At 45.3% G+C, this 21,044-nt stretch carries 17 protein-coding genes, 2 tRNA genes and 1 riboswitch; of the genes, 14 read left to right on the forward strand and 5 right to left on the reverse strand.

Annotated elements, in window-relative coordinates; all coding sequences use genetic code 11:
- Window positions 1-240 precede the first annotated feature (240 nt).
- The 9 genes from C7475_RS30615 to argH all read left to right on the forward strand — a co-directional run bounded on the left by C7475_RS30615 (window position 241) and on the right by argH (window position 11,250).
- Complete coding sequence (locus C7475_RS30615) at window positions 241-2,322, forward strand: alpha-L-fucosidase (protein WP_233260024.1); 2,082 nt, start codon at window positions 241-243, stop codon at window positions 2,320-2,322.
- 461 nt (window positions 2,323-2,783) lie between these two features.
- Window positions 2,784-3,605 (forward strand): GNAT family N-acetyltransferase, encoded by an 822-nt coding sequence (locus C7475_RS33375; protein ID WP_233260025.1) that lies wholly within the window; start codon window positions 2,784-2,786, stop codon window positions 3,603-3,605.
- 63 nt (window positions 3,606-3,668) lie between these two features.
- Window positions 3,669-4,868 carry an argininosuccinate synthase gene (argG, locus tag C7475_RS30625; RefSeq protein WP_110057247.1) on the forward strand — a complete coding sequence of 400 codons (1,200 nt, stop codon included), beginning with the start codon at window positions 3,669-3,671 and terminating at the stop codon, window positions 4,866-4,868.
- A 24-nt stretch (window positions 4,869-4,892) separates the two neighbouring features.
- On the forward strand, window positions 4,893-5,876 hold the full coding sequence (gene argC / locus C7475_RS30630) for an N-acetyl-gamma-glutamyl-phosphate reductase (RefSeq protein WP_110057248.1): 984 nt from the start codon (window positions 4,893-4,895) through the stop codon (window positions 5,874-5,876).
- A 63-nt stretch (window positions 5,877-5,939) separates the two neighbouring features.
- Window positions 5,940-7,070, forward strand: coding sequence for an aspartate aminotransferase family protein (locus C7475_RS30635; protein WP_110057249.1), 1,131 nt, complete (start codon window positions 5,940-5,942; stop codon window positions 7,068-7,070).
- A 30-nt stretch (window positions 7,071-7,100) separates the two neighbouring features.
- The gene (locus tag C7475_RS30640; protein ID WP_110057250.1) at window positions 7,101-8,051 is read left to right on the forward strand and encodes an N-acetylornithine carbamoyltransferase; all 951 of its coding nucleotides are present in this window, start codon (window positions 7,101-7,103) and stop codon (window positions 8,049-8,051) included.
- Between the two features lie 7 nt (window positions 8,052-8,058).
- The gene (argB, locus tag C7475_RS30645; protein ID WP_110057251.1) at window positions 8,059-8,847 is read left to right on the forward strand and encodes an acetylglutamate kinase; all 789 of its coding nucleotides are present in this window, start codon (window positions 8,059-8,061) and stop codon (window positions 8,845-8,847) included.
- A gap of 4 nt (window positions 8,848-8,851) precedes the next feature.
- Window positions 8,852-9,916, forward strand: coding sequence for a M20 family metallo-hydrolase (locus C7475_RS30650; protein ID WP_110057252.1), 1,065 nt, complete (start codon window positions 8,852-8,854; stop codon window positions 9,914-9,916).
- A 2-nt stretch (window positions 9,917-9,918) separates the two neighbouring features.
- On the forward strand, window positions 9,919-11,250 hold the full coding sequence (gene argH / locus C7475_RS30655) for an argininosuccinate lyase (protein ID WP_110057253.1): 1,332 nt from the start codon (window positions 9,919-9,921) through the stop codon (window positions 11,248-11,250).
- Between the two features lie 73 nt (window positions 11,251-11,323).
- Here the strand turns inward: argH and C7475_RS30660 are convergent, their stop codons facing one another.
- Window positions 11,324-12,871 carry a DUF6770 family protein gene (locus C7475_RS30660; RefSeq protein WP_110057254.1) on the reverse strand — a complete coding sequence of 516 codons (1,548 nt, stop codon included), beginning with the start codon at window positions 12,869-12,871 and terminating at the stop codon, window positions 11,324-11,326.
- Between the two features lie 334 nt (window positions 12,872-13,205).
- Complete coding sequence (locus tag C7475_RS30665; protein WP_110057255.1) at window positions 13,206-15,581, reverse strand: TonB-dependent receptor; 2,376 nt, start codon at window positions 15,579-15,581, stop codon at window positions 13,206-13,208.
- Between the two features lie 60 nt (window positions 15,582-15,641).
- Window positions 15,642-15,734: riboswitch (TPP riboswitch) on the reverse strand.
- Window positions 15,735-15,926: 192 nt separating this feature from the next.
- Here C7475_RS30665 and C7475_RS30670 point away from each other — a divergent pair.
- From C7475_RS30670 to C7475_RS33095, 5 genes are all read left to right on the forward strand, one after another.
- A complete protein-coding gene (locus C7475_RS30670; RefSeq protein ID WP_110057256.1) occupies window positions 15,927-16,319 on the forward strand; it encodes a single-stranded DNA-binding protein in 393 nt (130 codons plus the stop codon).
- A gap of 188 nt (window positions 16,320-16,507) precedes the next feature.
- Window positions 16,508-16,579 (forward strand) — tRNA-Met (locus tag C7475_RS30675).
- A 75-nt stretch (window positions 16,580-16,654) separates the two neighbouring features.
- Window positions 16,655-17,524: a GTPase Era gene (gene era, locus C7475_RS30680; protein ID WP_110057257.1), complete on the forward strand. Its 870-nt coding sequence runs from the start codon at window positions 16,655-16,657 to the stop codon at window positions 17,522-17,524.
- Window positions 17,525-17,536: 12 nt separating this feature from the next.
- Window positions 17,537-18,862: a ribosome biogenesis GTPase Der gene (gene der / locus C7475_RS30685; RefSeq protein WP_110057258.1), complete on the forward strand. Its 1,326-nt coding sequence runs from the start codon at window positions 17,537-17,539 to the stop codon at window positions 18,860-18,862.
- Between the two features lie 80 nt (window positions 18,863-18,942).
- The gene (locus tag C7475_RS33095) at window positions 18,943-19,164 is read left to right on the forward strand and encodes a hypothetical protein (protein WP_158286659.1); all 222 of its coding nucleotides are present in this window, start codon (window positions 18,943-18,945) and stop codon (window positions 19,162-19,164) included.
- Between the two features lie 318 nt (window positions 19,165-19,482).
- On the opposite strand, the gene C7475_RS30690 is transcribed toward C7475_RS33095, so the two are convergent.
- The 3 genes from C7475_RS30690 to C7475_RS33380 all read right to left on the reverse strand — a co-directional run.
- Window positions 19,483-20,022, reverse strand: a complete 540-nt coding sequence (locus C7475_RS30690) for a hypothetical protein (RefSeq protein ID WP_110057259.1) — start codon at window positions 20,020-20,022, stop codon at window positions 19,483-19,485.
- Between the two features lie 472 nt (window positions 20,023-20,494).
- Window positions 20,495-20,566 (reverse strand) — tRNA-Met (locus C7475_RS30695).
- 200 nt (window positions 20,567-20,766) lie between these two features.
- On the reverse strand, window positions 20,767-21,044 hold a 278-nt coding region (locus C7475_RS33380; RefSeq protein ID WP_233260026.1), incomplete at its 5' end, for a hypothetical protein.

Consider the following 21,044-nt stretch of genomic DNA (forward strand, 5'->3'; position numbering starts at 1 on the left):
ATAGTTGCTATAGCTGTTCATAAAATAGTTTAACGGCTGCTAAATAGGTTCTCCTGTATTTTAGCTTTCCCTGCATCAATTTTCTCCTGTTGTATACTAAACCCTTTATTAAGCATTATTTTTAGATGTGAAGCTTCGGATATCATGACCGGACAGGTCAGATCAAAATAAATCACAGGTCGTTTAAACCACAGATCGCGCCGGAAGCGATTCCGGTTCCACGAAAGACAAACATTGGCAATGAGAAAATTTTTATTGATGGCCGGGCTTTGCAGCACCCTGGCAACTGCTCATGCGCAGGAAATCGCTCCTTATGGTGCGCTGCCTTCCAAAGCCCAGTTAGACTGGCAGAACATGGAATACTACATGTTCATCCACCTGGGTCCGAACACCTTTACTGACAATGAATGGGGACATGGGGATGAAGACCCGAAGGTATTCAACCCTACTCAGCTGGATGCCCGCCAGTGGGCGCGTACTGCGAAACTGGCAGGAATGAAGGCGATCATTATCACAGCTAAACACCATGATGGCTTCTGCCTCTGGCCCAGTAAGTACAGCACGCATACCGTAAGGGAAAGCGCCTGGAAGAATGGTAAAGGGGATGTGTTGAAAGAACTGTCTGCCGCCTGTAAGGAATATGGCCTCAAGTTCGGGGTGTACCTGTCGCCCTGGGACCGTAACCATCCTGCCTATGGCACCCCGGAATACAACCAGGTGTTCTCCAATACGCTGAACGAAGTGCTCAGCAGCTACGGACCTGTTTTTGAACAGTGGTTCGATGGCGCTAACGGAGAAGGCCCGAATGGCAAAAAGCCTGTATATGACTGGGACCTCTTCCATAACACTGTTTATAAGAACCAGCCTAACGCGGTTATTTTCAGCGACGTCGGCCCGGGTTGCCGCTGGGTAGGTAATGAAGACGGTATAGCCGGCACTACTAACTGGGCTACCCTGAATGTAAAAGGCTTCACGCCTGGTAAAGGGGCGCCTGCACAATCGGTGCTCAACGAGGGAGATATGAACGGAGAGAAATGGGTACCGGCAGAATGTGACGTATCTATCCGTCCGGGATGGTTTTACAGTGCTTCCACAAACGATAAGGTAAAGAGCGTGCAGCACTTGCTGGACATCTACTATGGTTCCGTGGGCCGTAATAGCAACATGCTGTTGAACGTACCGGTGGACAGGAGAGGGCTGATCTATTCGGCAGACTCTACCCGCCTGATGGAATTTAAAAAGTTCCGGGATGCCAGCTTTAAAACAAACCTGGCGCTGAAAGCGAAAGTAACAGCAACTGAGACCCGCAAGAATAACGTGAAAGTGAAAGTAGCAAACCTGAACGATGGTAAAGGAGATACATATTGGGCTACGCCGGACAATGTGCTGAAAGGCACTATTACGCTGACCTTTGCTCAGCCAACGTCTTTCAACAGGCTGGTGCTGCAGGAATATATTGCGCTAGGTCAGCGGGTGAAAGCATTTTCTGTAGAGGTACTGGAAAACGGTGCATTTAAGGAGATCGCAACCGCTACTACTGTTGGTCATAAGCGGATATTGTCATTCCCTGATGTGACCACTACGCAGGTGCGTATCAATATACAGGATGCGCTGGCTTGTCCGGTGATCAGTGAAGTACAGCTCTACAAAGCACCGGGATTACTGGACGTACCTGTTATCAAACGTAATAAGCAGGGAGATGTAAGCATTGTCTGCTCTTCACCTGATCCTGAGCTGCATTATACCTTAGATGGTAAGGAGCCGGTGTACAGCTCTCCCAAATATACAGGCGCCATTTCCCTGCCGGAAGGAGGCGTGGTAAAGGCTAAAGCATTCCTCGAAAATGGAAAGAGAGCCAGCGCTACGGTGACAGCTGCATACGACATTGCACCTGCGAAATGGAAAGTGACCTTCACCGATGGACAAAACAAAGGTGCTGATCCGGAAAAAGCGATAGATGGTAATCCGGAATCTTTCTGGGCTTCTCCTTATCAGCCGGAAACAGCGAAGTACCCACATGAGATCCAGGTGGACCTGGGAGAGGAGTTAACGCTGAAAGGGTTCACGTATACTCCAAGGCATCTGCTGGAAAAGTCAGGCACAATTTATACATATGCCTTTTATGTAAGCGAAGATGGGAAGTCCTGGGGTGAACCGGTAGCACAAGGAAACTTTGCGAACATAGCAAACAATCCTGTGACACAATCGGTGAAATTCAGTAAATCCGTGAAGGGCCGATTCGTAAGATTAGTGGCTGTTGCACCTGCCAATGAAAAAGAACATTGGGCCAGCGTGGCAGAGCTGAGTGTGATCACTAAATAGTTAAATTATTGATTTTCAATAACTCCCTGTCCAACAGACAGGGAGTTTTTTGTTATATGTATTTTTAAAAATCTATGTTGGCCCGTAATTTGCAACTACCTATCTGATAATTTAACGTACCGTCTTTAATTTTTTTAACCGCGAAAAAAAATAATAGTATAACTTTGCGTTTGATTTTATTAAAGACAGTTTTTAACAATTTAATGCTGAACTGAAGTTGGAAAACTTTGCGGCCCATAATCTTTCTGCATATCATCCTTCTCTGATGGAAGGAGAGTACTCTATTGGGTTCAATGTCTTTAGATATCTTTCCCGACGACCTCGTATTTGATAGCGTTCGCTTACATAATGCACGCTATCGCAACACCGTGATAAGTCTCAATCACATACAAAAAGGTGTTTTAAATCCAGCAATGGATTCCAGATTATTAATTTATTGATTACGTTTTCAATTGACAAAATTGGAAAATCCAAATATCATTGTCAGGGTTGCTACCACTGACGATAAGCATTATGGCAAAACCATCACTGACGAGATGGAATCATCCGCCAAAGCACGTGGAACAGGTATTGCCAAACGTTCTCCTGAGTATGTCCAACTTAAGATGGAAGAAGGAAAGGCTGTTATAGCAGTAACAGATAAAGGCGAATGGGTAGGTTTTTGTTATATAGAAGCCTGGGGACATGAGAAATTTGTTGCCAACTCGGGGCTTATCGTGAATCCTGCCTTCAGAGGACATGGTGTGGCCAAGGCCATCAAACATCGTGTGTTCGAGCTATCAAGACAGAAGTATCCTGACGCTAAAATATTTGGTCTGACTACAGGGCTTGCAGTGATGAAGATCAACTCGGAACTGGGTTACGAGCCTGTAACATATTCTGAACTGACCGACGATGAAGAGTTCTGGAAAGGATGTCGTAGTTGTGTGAACTTTGACGTGCTGACCAGCAAGAACCGTAAGAACTGTCTGTGTACAGCTATGCTTTACGATCCTGTAGAAAAGGCAAAGGAAGAGGCGGAGAGAGAAGAGCTCAGAAAAGCAAGCGCTACGCTGAGCATCAGGACCGAATCAGAAGCACAGGCACATCCACAGGTAATGGTGGCTGTGAACGGTCAGATAAAACAGACAAAGAAAGGCAGGAAGTTCAAAGAGAACTTCAAGCTGTTCGAAAGATGGCTGCGCTTTAAAAGATTTGTGTTGTTGAAGAGTGGTAAAGATGGCGTCAGTGGCGGCGCCGCACCATCCAACAAACGGAAATTCTTTCTGTTCAATTTATTTTGAGAGATCATTTTTTATTATAACGCATCACCCATACGGCAGTGTGGAGCACAATCTTATCTATAAATGAAAAAAGTAGTACTTGGATTTAGCGGAGGACTTGATACTTCCTATTGCGTAAAATACCTGACAGAAGAAAAAGGGTATGAAGTGCATTCAGTAATCGTCAATACCGGTGGTTTTTCAACAGAAGAACTGGAGGAAATTGAGAAACGTGCATTTAGCCTGGGAGTAAAGAGTCATAAGACGGTAGATGCAGTACGTTCATATTATGATAGTGCTATCAAGTACCTGGTATTTGGTAATGTGCTGAAGAATAATACTTACCCTCTCAGCGTAAGTGCTGAGCGCGTTACACAGGCGCTGGTCATTGCACAACATGTGAAAGAACTGGGCGCTGATGCAGTAGCACATGGTAGCACCGGGGCCGGTAACGACCAGGTGCGTTTTGACATGATCTTCCATATCATGATCCCAGGTGTTGAGATCATCACTCCGATCCGTGATATGCGACTGAGCCGTGAAGAGGAAATCGCTTACCTGAAAGGTAAAGGCGTACAGATGAACTTCGAAAAAGCAGCTTATTCTATCAATAAAGGTATCTGGGGTACATCCGTAGGTGGTAAGGAAACGCTGACATCAGACGGGTTCCTGCCTGAAGATGCATGGCCTACTCAGTTAACTAAAAAAGATGCTGAAAAGGTATCCCTGCAGTTCGTAAAAGGTGAACTGACCGGTGTGAACGGTAAGACGTTCAGTCATCCGTCAGAAGCTATTCAACACCTGCAGGCTATTGCCGGGCCGTTCGCTATTGGCCGCGATATCCACGTAGGCGATACCATTATCGGTATCAAAGGCCGTGTAGGTTTTGAAGCAGCAGCGCCTGTTATTATTATCAAAGCGCATCATGCACTTGAGAAACACGTGTTAACCAAATGGCAGCTGAGCTGGAAAGACCAGCTGGCACAGTTCTATGGCAACTGGTTGCACGAAGGACAGGTAATGGACCCTGTAATGCGCGACATTGAAGCCTTCCTTCAGCACAGCCAGGAACATGTTACAGGTGAGGTATATGTTAGCCTGCTGCCTTACCGCTTCCAGGTAACAGGTATTAAATCTGAATATGACCTGATGAGCAGCAAGTTTGGTAAATATGGTGAAATGAACAGTGGCTGGAGCGGAGAAGACGTGAGAGGCTTCAGTAAAATATTCGGTAACCAGACAATGATCTGGCATCAGGTAGCAGAAAGTGTGAAGGATAAATAGCCGGAGGCGTAAAACAGACTAAAAATGGCAAACGATAAAAAAATAAAGGCAGGGATCATTGGTGGAGCAGGATATGGCGGCGGTGAAATGATCCGTCTTTTATTGAACCATCCCAACGTAGAGATCTCTTATGTAAATAGCCGGAGTAACGCCGGTAATCCCTTGTACGCAGTACATGCCGACCTGCTGGGGGAAACAGAACTTACCTTTACGGGAGACGTAAACAGCGATATTGATGTATTGTTCCTGTGTCTCGGACATGGAGAAGCAAAAAAGTTCCTGGAAGAAACGGAGATCGCTCCAGCTGTAAAAATAGTGGACCTCAGTCAGGACTTCAGACTGGGAGAGACGGTGAAAGGAAGGGAGTTCGTGTACGGACTGCCTGAAATGCAGCGGGAGAAGATCGTTACCGCCAATAATATTGCCAATCCCGGTTGCTTTGCAACAGGTATCCAGTTAGGATTGTTGCCATTGGCTAAAGCAGGTTTGCTGCAGGAAGTGCATACCACCGGTATCACAGGTTCCACTGGTGCAGGACAGAGTTTACAGGCCACTTCCCATTTCACATGGAGGGCCAATAACCTCTCTACTTATAAAGTACTGAACCATCAGCATTTAAAAGAAATACGACGAAGTTTACAGCTGTTGCAGCCGTCCTTTTCCGGAGACGTGAACTTCGTACCGGTACGCGGGGATTTTCCAAGAGGTATCTGGGTTACCTCTTACCTGCAGAGCGATTTGTCGCTTGAAGAAGCGCAGCAGCTGTATAAAGCCTACTACGCAGGACATCCGTTTACACATGTAAGTGATAAACAGATAGACCTGAAGCAGGTCGTGAACACCAACAAATGCCTGCTCCAACTGGAGAAGGTAGGAAACAAACTGGTGATCCATTCCATAGAGGATAATCTGCTGAAAGGTGCATCCGGACAAGCCGTGCAGAATATGAACCTCATGTTCGGACTGGATGAAACTGCGGGATTAAGGCTGAAGTCGATCGTATTTTAACTATACCCAACCTGGTGCCAATTTTCACAATCTTCCGTGTAAACGGGAACAATCTGAGCTATAATGCAATTATTTGACGTCTATCCCATTAACGATATCACAATAGAGAAAGCTGCGGGTTCCAACGTATGGGATGCGCAAGGCAATAAATATCTTGACCTGTATGGCGGTCATGCTGTAATTTCTATCGGTCATACACATCCTCACTACGTACAACGTTTAACAGATCAGCTACAGAAAGTAGGGTTCTATTCCAACTCTATCAAAATACCATTGCAGCAGCAGCTGGCAGAGAAATTAGGTAAGATCTCCGGTAAGGAAGATTATCAGCTGTTCCTCTGCAACTCTGGTGCAGAAGCCAATGAGAATGCATTGAAACTGGCGTCTTTCCACAACGGAAAGAAGAAAGTGATCGCATTCAGAAAATCTTTCCATGGCAGAACATCACTGGCAGTAGCGGCTACGGACAATCCGAAGATCGTGGCTCCGGTGAATGAAACTGACAACGTGGTATTCCTGCCATGGCAGGATGAAGCGGCTTTGGAAGCGGCTTTTAAACAATATGAAGTGTCTTCTGTTATCATCGAAGGCATTCAGGGCGTAGGTGGTATCCAGGTAGCAAGTGAATCATTCCTGAAAAAGATCAGAAGTCTTTGTGATGCATACAACGCAGTATTCATTGCAGATAGCGTACAGTGCGGTTATGGCAGAAGCGGCAAATTCTATTCTCACGATTTTGCCGGTGTAAATGCCGATATCTATACGATGGCGAAAGGAATGGGTAACGGTTTCCCGATCGGAGGTATCATTATCGCTCCGCATATCAAAGCTTCTTATGGTTTGCTGGGAACCACCTTCGGTGGTAATCACCTGGCTTGTGCTGCAGCACTGGCTGTACTGGAAGTGATAGAAAGGGATAACCTCATCGCCAATGCTGCGAAAGTGGGCGGTTACCTGATTGAGCAACTGAAAGCATTCCCACAGGTAAAAGAAGTAAGAGGAAGAGGATTAATGATCGGCATAGAACTGCCCGAATCATTGGCCAATGTGAGAAAGGAATTGTTATTCAAACACAGGATCTTTACCGGCGAAGCAAAGCCAAACGTAATAAGACTGTTACCTTCCCTGGCATTGACCATGGAACATGCAGATCAGTTCCTGTCTGCATTCAAACAGGAAGTAGAGAAAAACTAAATAATCATCATTACAGAGCCATACATTAAAATGAAACAATTTATTTCCGTAGATGATGTGCCAAGTGTCCCGCGTTTAGTGGAGATCGCACTGGACTACAAAAAACAGCCTTTCAAAGACAAAACATTAGGACAGAACAAGACGCTGGGAATGATATTTCTGAACCCCAGTCTGCGAACACGATTAAGTACGCAGGTGGCGGCGAAGAACCTGGGAATGGAAGTAGTGGTATTTAACATCGATAAGGAAGGCTGGCAGCTGGAAATGAATGATGGCGCTATAATGAACGGAAATACTTCAGAGCACGTAAAAGAAGCTGCTGCCGTAATGGGACAGTACTTCGATATACTGGCTATCCGTACGTTTCCGGGACTGAAAGACAAAGAGTCTGATTACAAGGAAAAATATATCAATCAGTTTATCAAATACGCAGGCGTACCCGTATTGAGCCTGGAAAGCGCGACCCTGCATCCTTTGCAGAGTTTAACAGATGTGATCACCATTAAGGAGCAATGGCAGCAGCCACGTAAACCGAAAGTGGTATTGACCTGGGCGCCGCATGTAAAACCATTGCCACAGGCTGTTCCTAACTCTTTTGCAGAGTGGATCAATGCCTGGGGTGAAGCTGATTTCGTGATCACACATCCTGAAGGATATGAGCTCGATCCGAAATTCACCGGTGATGCGCAGATAGAATACAACCAGGATAAAGCCCTGGAAGGTGCGGATTTTGTGTATGTAAAGAACTGGTCTTCTTATAAAGATTATGGCAAGATCACCTGTACAGACAGCAGCTGGATGGTGACCAACGACAAGCTGAAAGGTACGAACCAGGCGAAAGTAATGCACTGTTTGCCGGTAAGAAGGAACGTCGTGATCGCTGATGAAGTGCTGGACGGGCCTCAGTCTATCGTGATCCCTGAAGCGGCTAACCGCGTATGGGCGGCACAGGCAGTATTAAGCCAGATCTTAAAAGGTTAATAATTGTATGATCGATCTCTTTGTAATAAAAGTCGGCGGTAACGTCATCGATAATCCTGCATTGCTGGATCAATTCCTCGGGAATTTTGCAGCTATTAAAGGAAAGAAAATACTGATCCATGGGGGTGGCAAAATTGCCACCCGCCTTGGAGATAAGCTGGGCATTGAATCAAAGTATGTCAACGGCCGCCGCATCACTGATGGAGCTACCATAGACCTGGTAACAATGGTTTATGGCGGATTGGTAAATAAACAACTGGTTGCCAAATTACAGGCAAACCGCTGTAACGCCATTGGGATGACAGGTGCCGACGCTAATATCATCCCCGCAGCAAAACGTCCGGTGAAAGAGATCGATTACGGTTTTGTAGGAGATATAACAACGGAAGATATACAGGCTACACAGCTGAAGGCATTGCTGGAAGCTGGTCTGACACCAGTATTTGCACCACTGACGCATGACGGTCAGGGACAAATGCTGAATACAAATGCAGACACTATTGCCTCATCTCTCGCAACAGCTTTATCGAAGTTCTATACTGTAAGACTGATCTATTGCTTCGAGAAGAAAGGTGTGCTGCATAGCCCTGATGACGATAATTCTGTCATCACCCTGATAGACCGTATGATCTATGAGGAACTAAAGGCTGATAACGTGCTGACGGACGGTATCCTGCCTAAACTGGAAAATGCTTTCGCAGCTATAGAAAGTGGTGTGGCGGAAGTACTGATTGGTCACGCTGATGACGTACAGAGCAACACCACAGATACAGTAGCGGGTACTTTAATACGCTAAACCTATGTGGAACCAACAACTGTATGATGATGCAGTAAAATTATTGAAAGGGCTGATCTCCATTCCCTCTCTGAGCAGGGAGGAACAGGGGACTGCCCAATTGATCGCTGATTTCCTGAAAGAGCGGAATATCCCTTATCAGCAACACCTGAATAACATATGGGCAAAGAACAAACATTTTGATCCTGCCAAGCCTGTAATTGTTTTTAATTCTCACCACGATACTGTAAAACCCAATCCGCAATACACACGCGACCCATTTTCTCCCGATGTTGAAGACGGTAAACTGTACGGTCTTGGCAGCAATGACGCAGGCGGATGCCTGGTAAGTCTTATCGCTACTTTCCTGCATTTCTATGAACGCAGCGATATGGCCTATAATATCATTCTGACTGCTACAGCGGAAGAAGAGATCAGTGGAGTGAACGGTATTGAGAGCATTCTTTCACAGTTGCCTGCTATTGAATTTGCGATAGTGGGAGAGCCAACTTTAACACAGCTGGCTACTGCAGAAAAAGGCCTGATGGTGCTGGATTGTACAGTGACTGGTAAAGCAGGGCATGCAGCGCGTGATGAGGGAGAAAATGCATTGTACAAAGCATTGCCTGATATTGAGTGGTTCAGGACCTATCGTTTCCCGAAAGTATCTGATACTTTGGGACCGGTTAAGATGAGCGTAACAGTGATCAACACTTCCAATAAAGCGCATAATGTGGTGCCGGCGGATTGTACCTTTGTGGTAGACGTGCGTGTAACAGAGCAATATACGCTGGAAGAAGTGCTGGAGATCATCCGTGCGAATGTAAAATGTGAAGTGAAGCCCCGTTCATTGCGTATGCGTCCTTCGGGTATCCCGATAGACCATCCGTTCGTACAGGGAGGATTACGTCATGGTAAGACGACCTATGGATCGCCTACCACGTCAGACCAGGCGCTGATACCGGCTACATCTATCAAGATGGGGCCCGGCGATTCTGCCCGGTCACATACAGCAGATGAATACATCCACCTGGATGAGATCCGTCAGGGTATTGATAGTTATATTAAATTACTGGAAGAAATCTTGTAGATATGAAAATCTGGCAAAAGGATAAAGCTGCGCTGGCAGAAGTGGACCGGTTTACAGTCGGTAAAGATCGTGAAATGGATGCTTACCTGGCGCCATTCGATGTGCTGGGATCCCTGGCGCATACAACCATGCTGGAAAGCATCGGTTTGTTGACAGCAGACGAACTGGCGATCCTGCAAAAGGAATTAAAACAGATATACAAAGAGATACAGGAAGGTAATTTTACACTGGAAGATGGGGTAGAAGATATCCATTCGCAGGTAGAACTATTACTTACCCGCAGACTGGGTGAAGTAGGCAAAAAGATCCACAGTGGCCGTTCCCGTAACGACCAGGTGCTGGTAGACCTTAAGCTGTTCCTCCGTCATGAACTGGAAGTACTGGTAGGCGAGGTGAAAACCTTGTTCGACCTGCTGCAACAGAAAAGTATCCAATACAAAGACCACCTGATACCAGGTTATACGCATTTGCAGATAGCAATGCCATCGTCTTTCGGATTATGGTTTGGCGCATATGCAGAAAGCCTGGTGGATGATCTGACGGTTTTGCAGGGTGCATATAAAGTAGTGAACAAAAATCCATTGGGATCTGCTGCAGGGTATGGTTCTTCTTTTCCGTTGAACCGTACAATGACCACACAGTTGCTGGGTTTTGACGATCTGAACTACAACGTGGTGTATGCACAAATGGGCCGTGGTAAGACAGAAAAGATCGTTTCATTTGCGCTTGCAGGAATCGCTTCTACGCTGGCTAAAATGTCTATGGATGCATGCCTGTTCATGAACCAGAACTTCGGCTTTATCAGTTTCCCTGATGAACTGACAACCGGTTCAAGCATTATGCCTCATAAGAAGAATCCTGATGTATGGGAATTGATCCGTTCACATGGTAATAAACTGCAGGCATTGCCGAATGAAATAACCATGATGATCACGAACCTGCCCAGCGGTTATCATCGTGATCTGCAGCTACTGAAAGAGAACCTGTTCCCTGCATTTGGCGTGCTGAAAGATTGTTTACGGATGGCTGGTTTAATGCTGGAAAACATCCGCGTTAAAGAAAACATCCTCGATGATGAGAAATACCGTTACCTGTTCAGTGTTGAAGTGGTGAACCGTCTTGTACTGGAAGGTGTACCGTTCCGCGAAGCATATAAGCAGGTGGGGCTGGATATAGAAAAAGGAAACTTCGCACCTGAACAAACCGTGCAGCATACGCATGAAGGAAGTATCGGTAATCCAGGCAACGAAGAAGTGAACAGGATGATGGCAGAAGTGCTCAAAGGATTTCCTTTTGGAAAAGTAGCGGGCGCAATAGAGAAGCTGTTGAGTTAAGCAAAGATCTATATATAAAAGAAGAAGCCTGAAAGTATTGTACTTTCAGGCTTCTTCTTTTATACCGTATTTACTAAATAGCTTCGATAGATAACTTAGTGGATTTCTCCTTTTCGTCAAACTCAGAAACAATAATGTGGCCATCCTTTGCAGGATAGATATTTGTTTTCATCTGATTATTTTTCCTTGTTATTTTCCGTACGATCTTTTTCTCGTTGACATTGTAGATAATGATGTCTTTCTCGCCCTTAACGATCAGGAAGGAAGTTTTTGTATCCTGGTTGGTTAAGGAATAAAAACTGCAGTTATCCATAGATGGTGCTACATTCTTTTGTTTGTATTTTTCAGTACCGATACTGTCAATGTAGTTGATCTTACCGTTTTTATCCATTTGCATCAGCAGCACATCATCGTAAGAATAGGAGCCGAATGCACCGCAACCTTGCAGGATATAATAGGGGATCAGCGTTGGCAGTAAGACCATACCGGCGATGATAGCTCCCTTGTTTTTCTTTGCAGTAAGATGGCTTCCCAGAAAATAAGTGTTACCGTCAAAATCCCTGAAAGAAGGGCGTGGCACGATATGCCCTTGAGCACTGTTGATGTAACCTTTGGCGGTGATATCTTTACTGGCGCTATCGGCCCAGCAGGAATAAACAGTTTTCACATCTTCTTTATGAGCACTGTTTATATCCATTTTGAAAATACCCTGGAACTCTCCGTTGTAGATACGATAAATGTCGCTTGTGGTGCTATTCCAGGATTTGCCGACAACGCCGGAGATGTATAGTTTGCCGGTGGCAGGGTCGTTCCCGAAACCGAGGATATCCAGCATACGTTGTTTTTTATCTTTCAGCTGCAATTTCAGTGTAGGAGAGTTTGCGGTACCGCTGTATCCGTACAGGGTATAACCGCTGCGGGAATCCATATCTGCTTTTTGGGTCAGCAGGTAAATATCATCACCGGCAGTATGCAGATAATAACTGCCTGCGATCTCTTTTACCTGCCTTTCACTGATCTTTTCGCCGGCTGCATTGAAAGTGAGCAAAGGTTTTTTAGTCTTATCACCGTAGAAGGCGGCAAAACCCACGCCTGTGATATTTTTCAGCTGGATGTCTTGTTTAAACGGGCGTATTCCCATTTCATATTCTTTCAGCGCTACATAAATATCGACGTCTGCCTTCTTTTCAAAGGTTTTCGTGATCTCGCCCTGAAGGTTGATGAACTGTGCGAAGAAAGATACATAACCTTTCCTTGCTGCTTTTTTGTAAGAGATCTTATGTCTCGGAGTTGTGCCTAATACATCACTTTTAATGTAGGCGAGGCAGAGGATGTCCTGTTCGAAGGATACATCCCGCAGGTTCAGCTTCTGCTGACGGAACTTCACCTTTCCGATGTCGTTCAGGTTTTCGTCCATGATGACGATCTCGTAATTAAAAGAGTCCTTGCTGGCTTTTTCCAGTTCAGTGAATGTCAGGTAACCTACGAGACTTCCATCCTGCAGAATGCTGTGCAGGGAGGTGGAAATGCCGCCGCTTACCTGTTTGAATACCCTGGATTGGGCATGGGCACTGAATACGATAAATAAAGTGTACAGGAATAATAAAAAGTGTTTTTTCATCTTGAATGTTTGAAGAGTGCTACTATGCAGTATGGGTTTAAATGTTGTTTGTACAGGGCCTGTACCGGTCTGAAAGGATGATTTGCAATAAAAGTCTTACTTCAGGGCTTTTATGTTTAAACGCGCTGTCAGGTATATGGACAGTTATGGTCACATGTGACCAGGTATAGAGTATCATGCAATGTCCCCTTGAAGGTATAGGTATGAGTTTCAATGCAATATAGTAAAAATTAATACTATGTAACAGGAAAAGATTTTTAAGTGCAGTCAGGGGAACAGTAGGAAATAAAAAGGGCTGACCCGAGGCCAGCCCTTTTTCGATTTTAAGGCTAAATTAGAAGGCTATATTGATGCCGGCGAAGAAATTGGTGCCAGCCATCGGATAATACCCGTTTGTTGATTTTTCAACCCCTTCCTCTTTAAATGCGTATGTCCATCCGTTGGGAGAGTACTTCTTGTTCCAGATGTTGTTCAGCATAAACTGTAAACCGAGCTCTTTGAACAGCGGTTGAGGTATCACGTAGTTGATGCGGAGATCGTTTGTATAATAACCGTCCAGGCTGCGTTCTTTAGTGCTGGTATTATCCAGGTACTGTCTGCTTACATACTTGCCTATCAGGCTTATTTCCATGTTCCTGATCGGTTTTGCAGTGAGCGTATAACCGCCTACAAAAGAAGGAGAGAAGGCAATATCGCTGTTGCTGTAAGTAACGGTGTCCTGCAGCCCGTTATCGTAGTTATCAACAAAGTTGCTGAAGTCTTTTACTTTGTTGCGACTGATAGCTGCATTGGCCGACAAGGTAAAGAGGTGACCCAGTCTGGTACTGGCCTGCAGCTCTAAACCTGCACGGTAGCTCTTTGGAATGTTAGTGCGGGTATAAGCGCCTACATCGTTCAGCTGACCGGTTTGCACCAGTTGGTTTTTGTAGTCCATGTAGTAGGCTGTAGCCTGGAATACAAGATTGCCGGTACGGTAGGAATATCCTGCTTCCACATCACGCAATGTTTCGTGTTTTGGTGTATTGTTCACACCTGCTTCGAAGTCATCACGGTTTGGCTCTTTATTGCCGACAGCAAAGGAAGCGTACACTTCCTGGCGATCGTTCAGCGTGTAAGATATACCTGCTTTCGGATTGAAGAAGTTGTAATCGTTATGTTGTATCAGGTGCGGATTATCATCAAATCCGTCGATATTATATTTAACTGTGCGGTATTGCAGATCGGCGAACAGGCGAAGGTCATGCGTCAATTTGTATTCGCCTTTCCAGTATACGTTCAGATCGCGTTTGAAAGCATCGTTGTTGTAATATTGATGATCTTTACCTATACCGTACTGTGCCCAGATGATCTTTCCAAAGTGTGCGCCTTCATAGCGGTTCCAGCCGCCGCCCAGGCTCCAGTTCAGTTTGTCGCCTTTATAGTTCACGGAAAAGATGCCGCCGTAGAAATCGTTTTTCAACCATAGCTGACGGATCAGGTCTGTTGTTGTTACAGGCGCGCCATTGATGACAGGGTCTGGCAGGCCATAGTCAGCAAATGCTTCGCCTTCCCTGTATTGCTCATAGTAACCTCTGCCATGCGTATAGTGTGCTGCAACGTTGAAGTCGAGCTTTGAACTGAGGGATTGGTTCAGGAATAACTGGTAATGGTCCTGTTGGTAGTTATCAGTTTCGTTATCATAGTAGGAACCGTCAGCACGTTGACCGGCGGAATTATACGTACGATGTGTTCTCAGTGAATCGAAAGGTACGCCGTTCCATGCCTGGTAAGTTTTTTCTTTACCTGAAAATACATTGAGGCGGATAGCGGTATTCTTTGAAATATAGGCAGCGGAAGTATAGAAGGAACGAAGATCAGAAGTAGCACGGTCAATATATCCATCAGAAGAGATCTTGGATAATCTTGCATCGATGGTGAAGTGATCATTGATCAAACCGGAACCTGCTTTCACTGTGTGTTTCCAGGAGTTAAAAGAGCCATAGCTGTTGCTGATCTCACCATAAGCTTTATCTCTGAAATCGTTGGTACTAAGGTTGAGCGAAGCTCCAAAAGCACCGGCGCCATTGGTAGAAGTACCTACGCCACGTTGCAACTGGATGCTGCTAACGGAAGAAGCAAAGTCGGGCATATTCACGAAGAAGGTACCTTGTGATTCGGCATCATTGATAGGGATACCGTTTGCGGTGACATTGATACGGGTGATATCCGATCCTCTCACACGGATACCGGTATAACCGATACCTGTTCCTGCATCGGAATTAGTGACTACACCCGGTTGCTGATTGAGGAGGAGCGGCAGGTCCTGTCCGAGGTTCTGCTTTTTGATATCTTCCGCAGTCAGCGTAGACTGTGTGAAGGGCGAATGTTCTCCGGCGCGCAGACTGGTGATCTCAACAGGTTTTACAAAGAGGCCTGTTTCTTCCAGGGAGATGTCTGTCTGGACGGTATTGCCGGCAGCATTGATATTTGCAGTGAATGTTTTGAAGCCAAGATAGCTGGCCTGTAAAGTATACTGACCTTTCGAAGGGATAGTGAAACGGTATTGGCCGTTTGCATTAGTATGTACGCCGTTGCCGGCGGAAGGGATACTCACAGACACACCCTGCAGTGGTTTGCCACTGTTCTTGTCGGTCACTGTTCCTGTCAGCACAGTTTGCGCGTGCACAGTACTTAAGCTGCAGAGCAGCAAAAGAAATAAAAATTGTCTCATGGACTATGACGGTTTAATAGCTTACAATCTGTAGCTTCTTTCAACATGTGGGTAAGGAAGAGATTGTTCGCTTACCTTTCCTAAACAGCATTACCTGGTCAGGTTCAACGGGTCTGATCTCAGCCTGATAGTAAGGCACCCCGAGGTGAAACCGGGAGTTTTGAATGCTAATTTGCGCCAGTGCGCACTCCTGTTTCCAGGAGCAAAGTTATAGCTGCTTCGATTAAAAAGAGAAAATATTTTTCACAATGACAGAAAATGTATAATTTTCATTCATTATACATCTCTCCACAAATTGAATCCTCCCTGAACTTTTTTATTGTTAACCAATAATTTGAATCTGTAATGATCAGACTACAGTTAATCGGGCATCTTGGACATGATGCAGTTCAGCGGTATGTGAATGGTAAGACCGTACTGGGCTTTCGGGTAGCGCATACGGAGCGGTACACCAACAGGGAAGGCATATTGCAGGAAAAAACAATTTGGGTGGATTGTTCCTTTTGGGAGCATGAAAAGGTGGGGCCTTATCTTACTACGGGCACACGTGTGTATGTGGATGGCAATCCATCTGCGGAGGTGTATGTCAATGCTCAAGGTGAGCAGGTCAGCACAATCCGGTTACGTGTGGTTACTCTGCAATTACTTTCAACCCGGCGCGACACCGGAAGGAAAGAAATGGATGGGGAAGAGGCTGCAAAAGCCGAAACGGATGTTACAGACGACCTTCCTTTTTAAGGATGAGTTGCCGGCTGCAAACATTCTATCGTTGTAGCGAACGTGACAGTGATGGGGTTGAAACCCTTTGCTGTGAAGCGTTTCAGAGAAAGCAAAAGGATGAATGCTTTGAGTTTTCTATCTTTTTCAGAGTTTTTTCAGAAAAAGATTTGGCTGGAATGATTTTAATCCTATCTTTGCACCCTCATTGCGAGGTAGAGCAGAGGTAGCTCGTCGGGCTCATAACCCGAAGGTCAGGGGTTCGAATCCTCTCCTCGCTACAAAAAATCAAAGCAAAAAGAAGCCGAAGTGATTCGGCTTTTTTTATTTCAGGAAGTTAAGGAAATTCGTTGTGCATGCATAAAGCTGGTTTTGTAAATATCTTCGGTAAGGCCAATGCAGGGAAAAGCACCCTGATGAACGCGCTGGTGGGCGAGAAGCTTGCTATTGTATCTCCGAAGGTACAAACGACCCGGCATCGTATCACGGGTGTAGTGACTACACCGGAATACCAGATCGTATTCTCTGATACCCCCGGTATTATCGATCCCCGTTACAGGCTGCACGAAAAAATGATGGGTGCTGTTAAGTCAGCGCTGGAAGATGCTGATGTGGCTATGCTGCTCATGGATGCAAAGGAAAACCTGGATGAGAACCTGGAACTGTTTGGATCTTTGAAACTGAAGGCCCGCAGCATCCTGGTGATCAACAAGTCGGACCTGTTGCTGAAAGAGGAGCTGGACGCAATGGTTAAGAAATGTGAAGAGTGGGGAAAAGCCGAAAAGGTGGTGGTGATTTCTGCCATGCAGAAAAAAGGCATTCCGGCATTGCTGGAAAATGTGGTAGCCATGCTTCCCGAAAGTGACCCCTTCTATCCGGAAGATACGTTAACCGATAAGTCTACACGTTTCTTTGTAGCCGAGATCATCCGGGAAAAGATATTCCATCTGTTCGACGAAGAGATCCCTTATCACACTGCAGTAGTTGTTACACAGTACCAGGAGAAGAACACGCTGATCAAGATCTCAGCAGAGATCATTGTAACACGCGAGACGCAGAAAGCCATCATTCTGGGTGATAAAGGTGCTTCCATTAAAAAGATCGGTACGCTGGCCCGCCAGGATATCGAGAAATTTGTGGGTTCGAAAGTTTTCCTTGAACTATTTGTGAAAGTGCGTGGTAAGTGGCGGGATAATGATATTTATTTAAGGGAATACGGTTATTAATTTTATTTAGTTATGGCAGGATTTACAGTAGCAATCGTCGGTCGTCCAAATGTGGGTAAATCTACCCTGTTCAACCGTTTGCTGGAGCAGCGTAAGGCCATCGTTGATGACGTGAGCGGCGTAACGCGTGACAGACAATACGGTATTGCGGACTGGAACGGAAAATCGTTCAACGTGATTGATACCGGTGGTTTTGTATCCAGAAGTGAAGATATTTTTGAGCGTGAGATACGCAAACAAGTTAAAATAGCCATGGAGGAGGCCAACCTCCTGTTGTTCATGTGTGACGTGGCTACAGGTATTACTGATCTGGATTCGGAGATGGCAGACATATTGCGTCGTTCTTCCAAACCGGTGATCCTGGTAGTGAACAAAGTGGACAACAACACCCGTCAGCTTGAAGCTACAGAATTCTACAGCCTCGGGTTCGAAAAGGTATTTTTCATGTCATCCATGAGTGGCAGTGGTTCTGGTGAACTGCTGGATGAAATAGTAGGGCAGATCCCTGAAGATGATGAGACACTTGAAGCAGCCCAGGAAGCAGCCGAGCTGCCAAAGATCGCGATCATTGGTCAGCCGAACGTGGGTAAATCATCCCTGCTGAACGCTCTGATCGGTGAAGAAAGAAACATTGTTTCTGATATTCCCGGTACTACCCGCGATACGATCCACACTCACTATAAGATGTTCCAGAAGGACTTCATACTGATTGATACTGCTGGTTTACGCCGCAAGAACAAAGTACAGGAAGACCTGGAATTCTATTCCGTGATCCGTGCCATCAAGGCGATGGATGAAGCGGATGTATGTCTGTTGCTGCTGGACGCTACTAAAGGTGTTACTGCACAGGACCTAAGCATTTTCAGCCTGGCTGGCCGTAAAGGTAAAGGCCTCGTGGTACTGGTGAACAAGTGGGACCTGATCGAAGATAAAAGCACCAACTCGGCAAGGGATTATGAAAAGGACCTGAAAGGTCGTTTGGCACCCTTCTCTGATGTACCGGTGATCTTTACTTCTGTAACAGAGAAACAACGTATTTTCAAGGCAATAGAAGAGGCGCTGCGTGTTTATGACAACCGCAAGCGTAAGGTGCAGACTTCCAAACTGAATGAGGTGATGCTGAAGGCGATAGAATCATTCCATCCGCCGGTAGTGAGGGGTATTCCTATCAAAATCAAGTATGTAACGCAGCTTCCGACATTTACACCGGCATTTGCGTTCTTCTGTAACTTACCGGATGATGTGAAGCAGCCATACAGGAATTACCTTGAAAATCAGCTCCGTAGCAACTTTGACTTCGAGGGGGTACCATTAAAACTGTTCTTCAGGAAGAAATAAAGGTAAAATTTTAATGATAGATATTGTTCTATAATTAAAAATAACTATACCTTTGCGCATCTTTAAAAACAAACTAAAGCATGAAAAAATTATTCTTCTTCGCAGTTGCTGCTGGCATGTTCTTCGTAGCTTGTAACGGTGGTGCATCTACTACAGCTACAGATTCTACTGCTACTGCTCCAACTGTAGATACAGTTGCTGCTGCTCCAGTTGATACTGCTGCTGTTACTGCTGATTCTGCTGCTGTTGCTGCTCCAGCTGATTCTGCTGCTGCTGCTCCTGCTGCTGAAGCAAAACACTAATCTGTTTTGTAGAATTATTGGCCGTCTCGTGCAAACGAGGCGGTTTTTTTATGCCTTCCCGACTCCTGATTGCATTCAGTCGCCTGTATCTGTATTTGTTCGTTGGAAGTAGCTGCGTTTTCAGCCGGGATGGCGGTCGGCGCCTCTTTGGGATCAAGTTGAAAGCCTGGGGATCCGGGTGATTAAGTCACGGCTACGCCTATCCACTTTTAACGCGGAACAACACATGTCAAAATAATCCAAACCGGCTGGTAAATGAAAGCGTATTTTAGAATGTAGCTTCATGAAAAGAAGCCATTTGTAAACAGTGAAGACGTTCTATGTAAGCAACAATTCCTTTATTGTTCGATTGCCCGGCAAATTTTTCGCTATCACGATGACTTTACCGCCTGCAGGCAGCGCAGTGGCTTTATAATACCAATCTACTCCATTCCGGCCCAAAAATGCACGCCCACTCTCGGTAATTACACCGTCAGCGTCTATTACCTCTACCTCCACTGCTGCTACCCTAAACTCATTTTGGGCAGTCACTACCACTTCCTCTTTTTCTAACCTGATATTCTGAACTTCAGGACTGCGGTAAGCATCCTTCACCGCTATATTATAGGCGTTTTGCCCCGGCCCTGCCAGCGACTGATAATAGGCCTTTATCTGCGGATCTTCCAGCATTATCTGCGCACGCATCGAAGCAATGGTCATCTTATGCCTTGCCTCCAGCTGCTTTTGTGTAGGCTTTTTCTTTGAAGGGCCGCGTTTCTTCGCCATAATGATCTGCCCGTTCCTTTCGTAGATCGTGATCTGTTTGCCGAGGGTGCCTCGCACCAGTTGCATGAGGATATTGTCTTTAACAATGGCCATAAAAAGGTCGTTTTGAGGTTATAATTACAAGGTTACTATATCTGTTTTCTAAGGTACGTAAAAGCTTACTAAAATGTCATTAAAAGGTCACCTAAAGGTCACTTCAATATCGATTTGATATATAAATGCCCTTTAAATATCCTTTTGGTGATCTTTTAGTAAGCTTATATTAAGCCGATAGAAAGCTTATCTGAACACTTCAGAAGGATTAACTAAACTAACGGAGACTATTATCAAGGAATTTTCGAATTGTCAAAAACCATTAGGTTCGGGGCTGCAATGCGAGGAGTAACGAATAGAGAATTTGTCTTGTCTGGACGTTCTCAAATTTATGCTGAAAACACCATCCTCAAGAATTCAACCTGATCCGTAATTACCTCCAGATGGAATAGTAACTAATGTAAGATCAGAGATAAGATGCAATCAAAACAAAAAAGGCTTTCAAGCATCTGCCTGAAAGCCTTTTCTAGTGTAGCGAGGAGAGGATTCGAACCCCTGACCTTCGGGTTATGAGCCCGACGAGCTACCTCTGCTCTACCTCGCAATAAGGCTGCGAAGATAGGATTAAAATTAAACCTACCAAATCTTTTTACTTGGATGTGAATAAGATATCGGATGTGCATGCTCCGAATAGCCTGAATAGTAGTCATCATTTGTTCATCGTAATGCATCATCATAATCATCATAGTTATCATTATAGTCATTATTGTGGCGATATTGTAGTCATCATAACAGCCAGCACTATTAATAGTAAGGCAGAATCCTAATGTAAGGCAGGGCACCAAGTCTCCTTGAAAGCGTCAGGACAGCACTAACAGGGAGCGTATAAGTAGCAGCGGTTTCAGATGGGAATCGCGGGCCTTCGGCTCTTTGAGACACGATTGATGCAGCTAAATAAAGAACCAATGTCCATACGCTTGAAAAAGCTAAATAGTCAGCCAATCGGCGATCCACTGTTTCGCTAAAAACAACATAAGACTTTATAGGGTAAATTGTAGGAGGCAAAAGCCCTCTGCAGCACA

It is taken from the genome of Chitinophaga sp. S165, assembly GCF_003182155.1.
Taxonomy (GTDB): domain Bacteria; phylum Bacteroidota; class Bacteroidia; order Chitinophagales; family Chitinophagaceae; genus Chitinophaga.

Bases quoted from the DNA above. Each gene is read 5' to 3' on its own strand.
- era (WP_110057257.1), top strand. From the start codon at position 16,655: ATGCATAAAGCTGGTTTTGTAAATATCTTCGGTAAGGCCAATGCAGGG.
- argC (WP_110057248.1), top strand. From the start codon at position 4,893: ATGGCAAACGATAAAAAAATAAAGGCAGGGATCATTGGTGGAGCAGGA.
- C7475_RS30615 (WP_233260024.1), top strand. From the start codon at position 241: ATGAGAAAATTTTTATTGATGGCCGGGCTTTGCAGCACCCTGGCAACT.
- C7475_RS30670 (WP_110057256.1), top strand. From the start codon at position 15,927: ATGATCAGACTACAGTTAATCGGGCATCTTGGACATGATGCAGTTCAG.
- C7475_RS30640 (WP_110057250.1), top strand. From the start codon at position 7,101: ATGAAACAATTTATTTCCGTAGATGATGTGCCAAGTGTCCCGCGTTTA.
- argH (WP_110057253.1), top strand. From the start codon at position 9,919: ATGAAAATCTGGCAAAAGGATAAAGCTGCGCTGGCAGAAGTGGACCGG.
- C7475_RS30660 (WP_110057254.1), bottom strand. From the start codon at position 12,871: ATGAAAAAACACTTTTTATTATTCCTGTACACTTTATTTATCGTATTC.
- argG (WP_110057247.1), top strand. From the start codon at position 3,669: ATGAAAAAAGTAGTACTTGGATTTAGCGGAGGACTTGATACTTCCTAT.
- C7475_RS30665 (WP_110057255.1), bottom strand. From the start codon at position 15,581: ATGAGACAATTTTTATTTCTTTTGCTGCTCTGCAGCTTAAGTACTGTG.
- der (WP_110057258.1), top strand. From the start codon at position 17,537: ATGGCAGGATTTACAGTAGCAATCGTCGGTCGTCCAAATGTGGGTAAA.
- argB (WP_110057251.1), top strand. From the start codon at position 8,059: ATGATCGATCTCTTTGTAATAAAAGTCGGCGGTAACGTCATCGATAAT.
- C7475_RS30690 (WP_110057259.1), bottom strand. From the start codon at position 20,022: ATGGCCATTGTTAAAGACAATATCCTCATGCAACTGGTGCGAGGCACC.
- C7475_RS30650 (WP_110057252.1), top strand. From the start codon at position 8,852: ATGTGGAACCAACAACTGTATGATGATGCAGTAAAATTATTGAAAGGG.
- C7475_RS30635 (WP_110057249.1), top strand. From the start codon at position 5,940: ATGCAATTATTTGACGTCTATCCCATTAACGATATCACAATAGAGAAA.
- C7475_RS33095 (WP_158286659.1), top strand. From the start codon at position 18,943: ATGAAAAAATTATTCTTCTTCGCAGTTGCTGCTGGCATGTTCTTCGTA.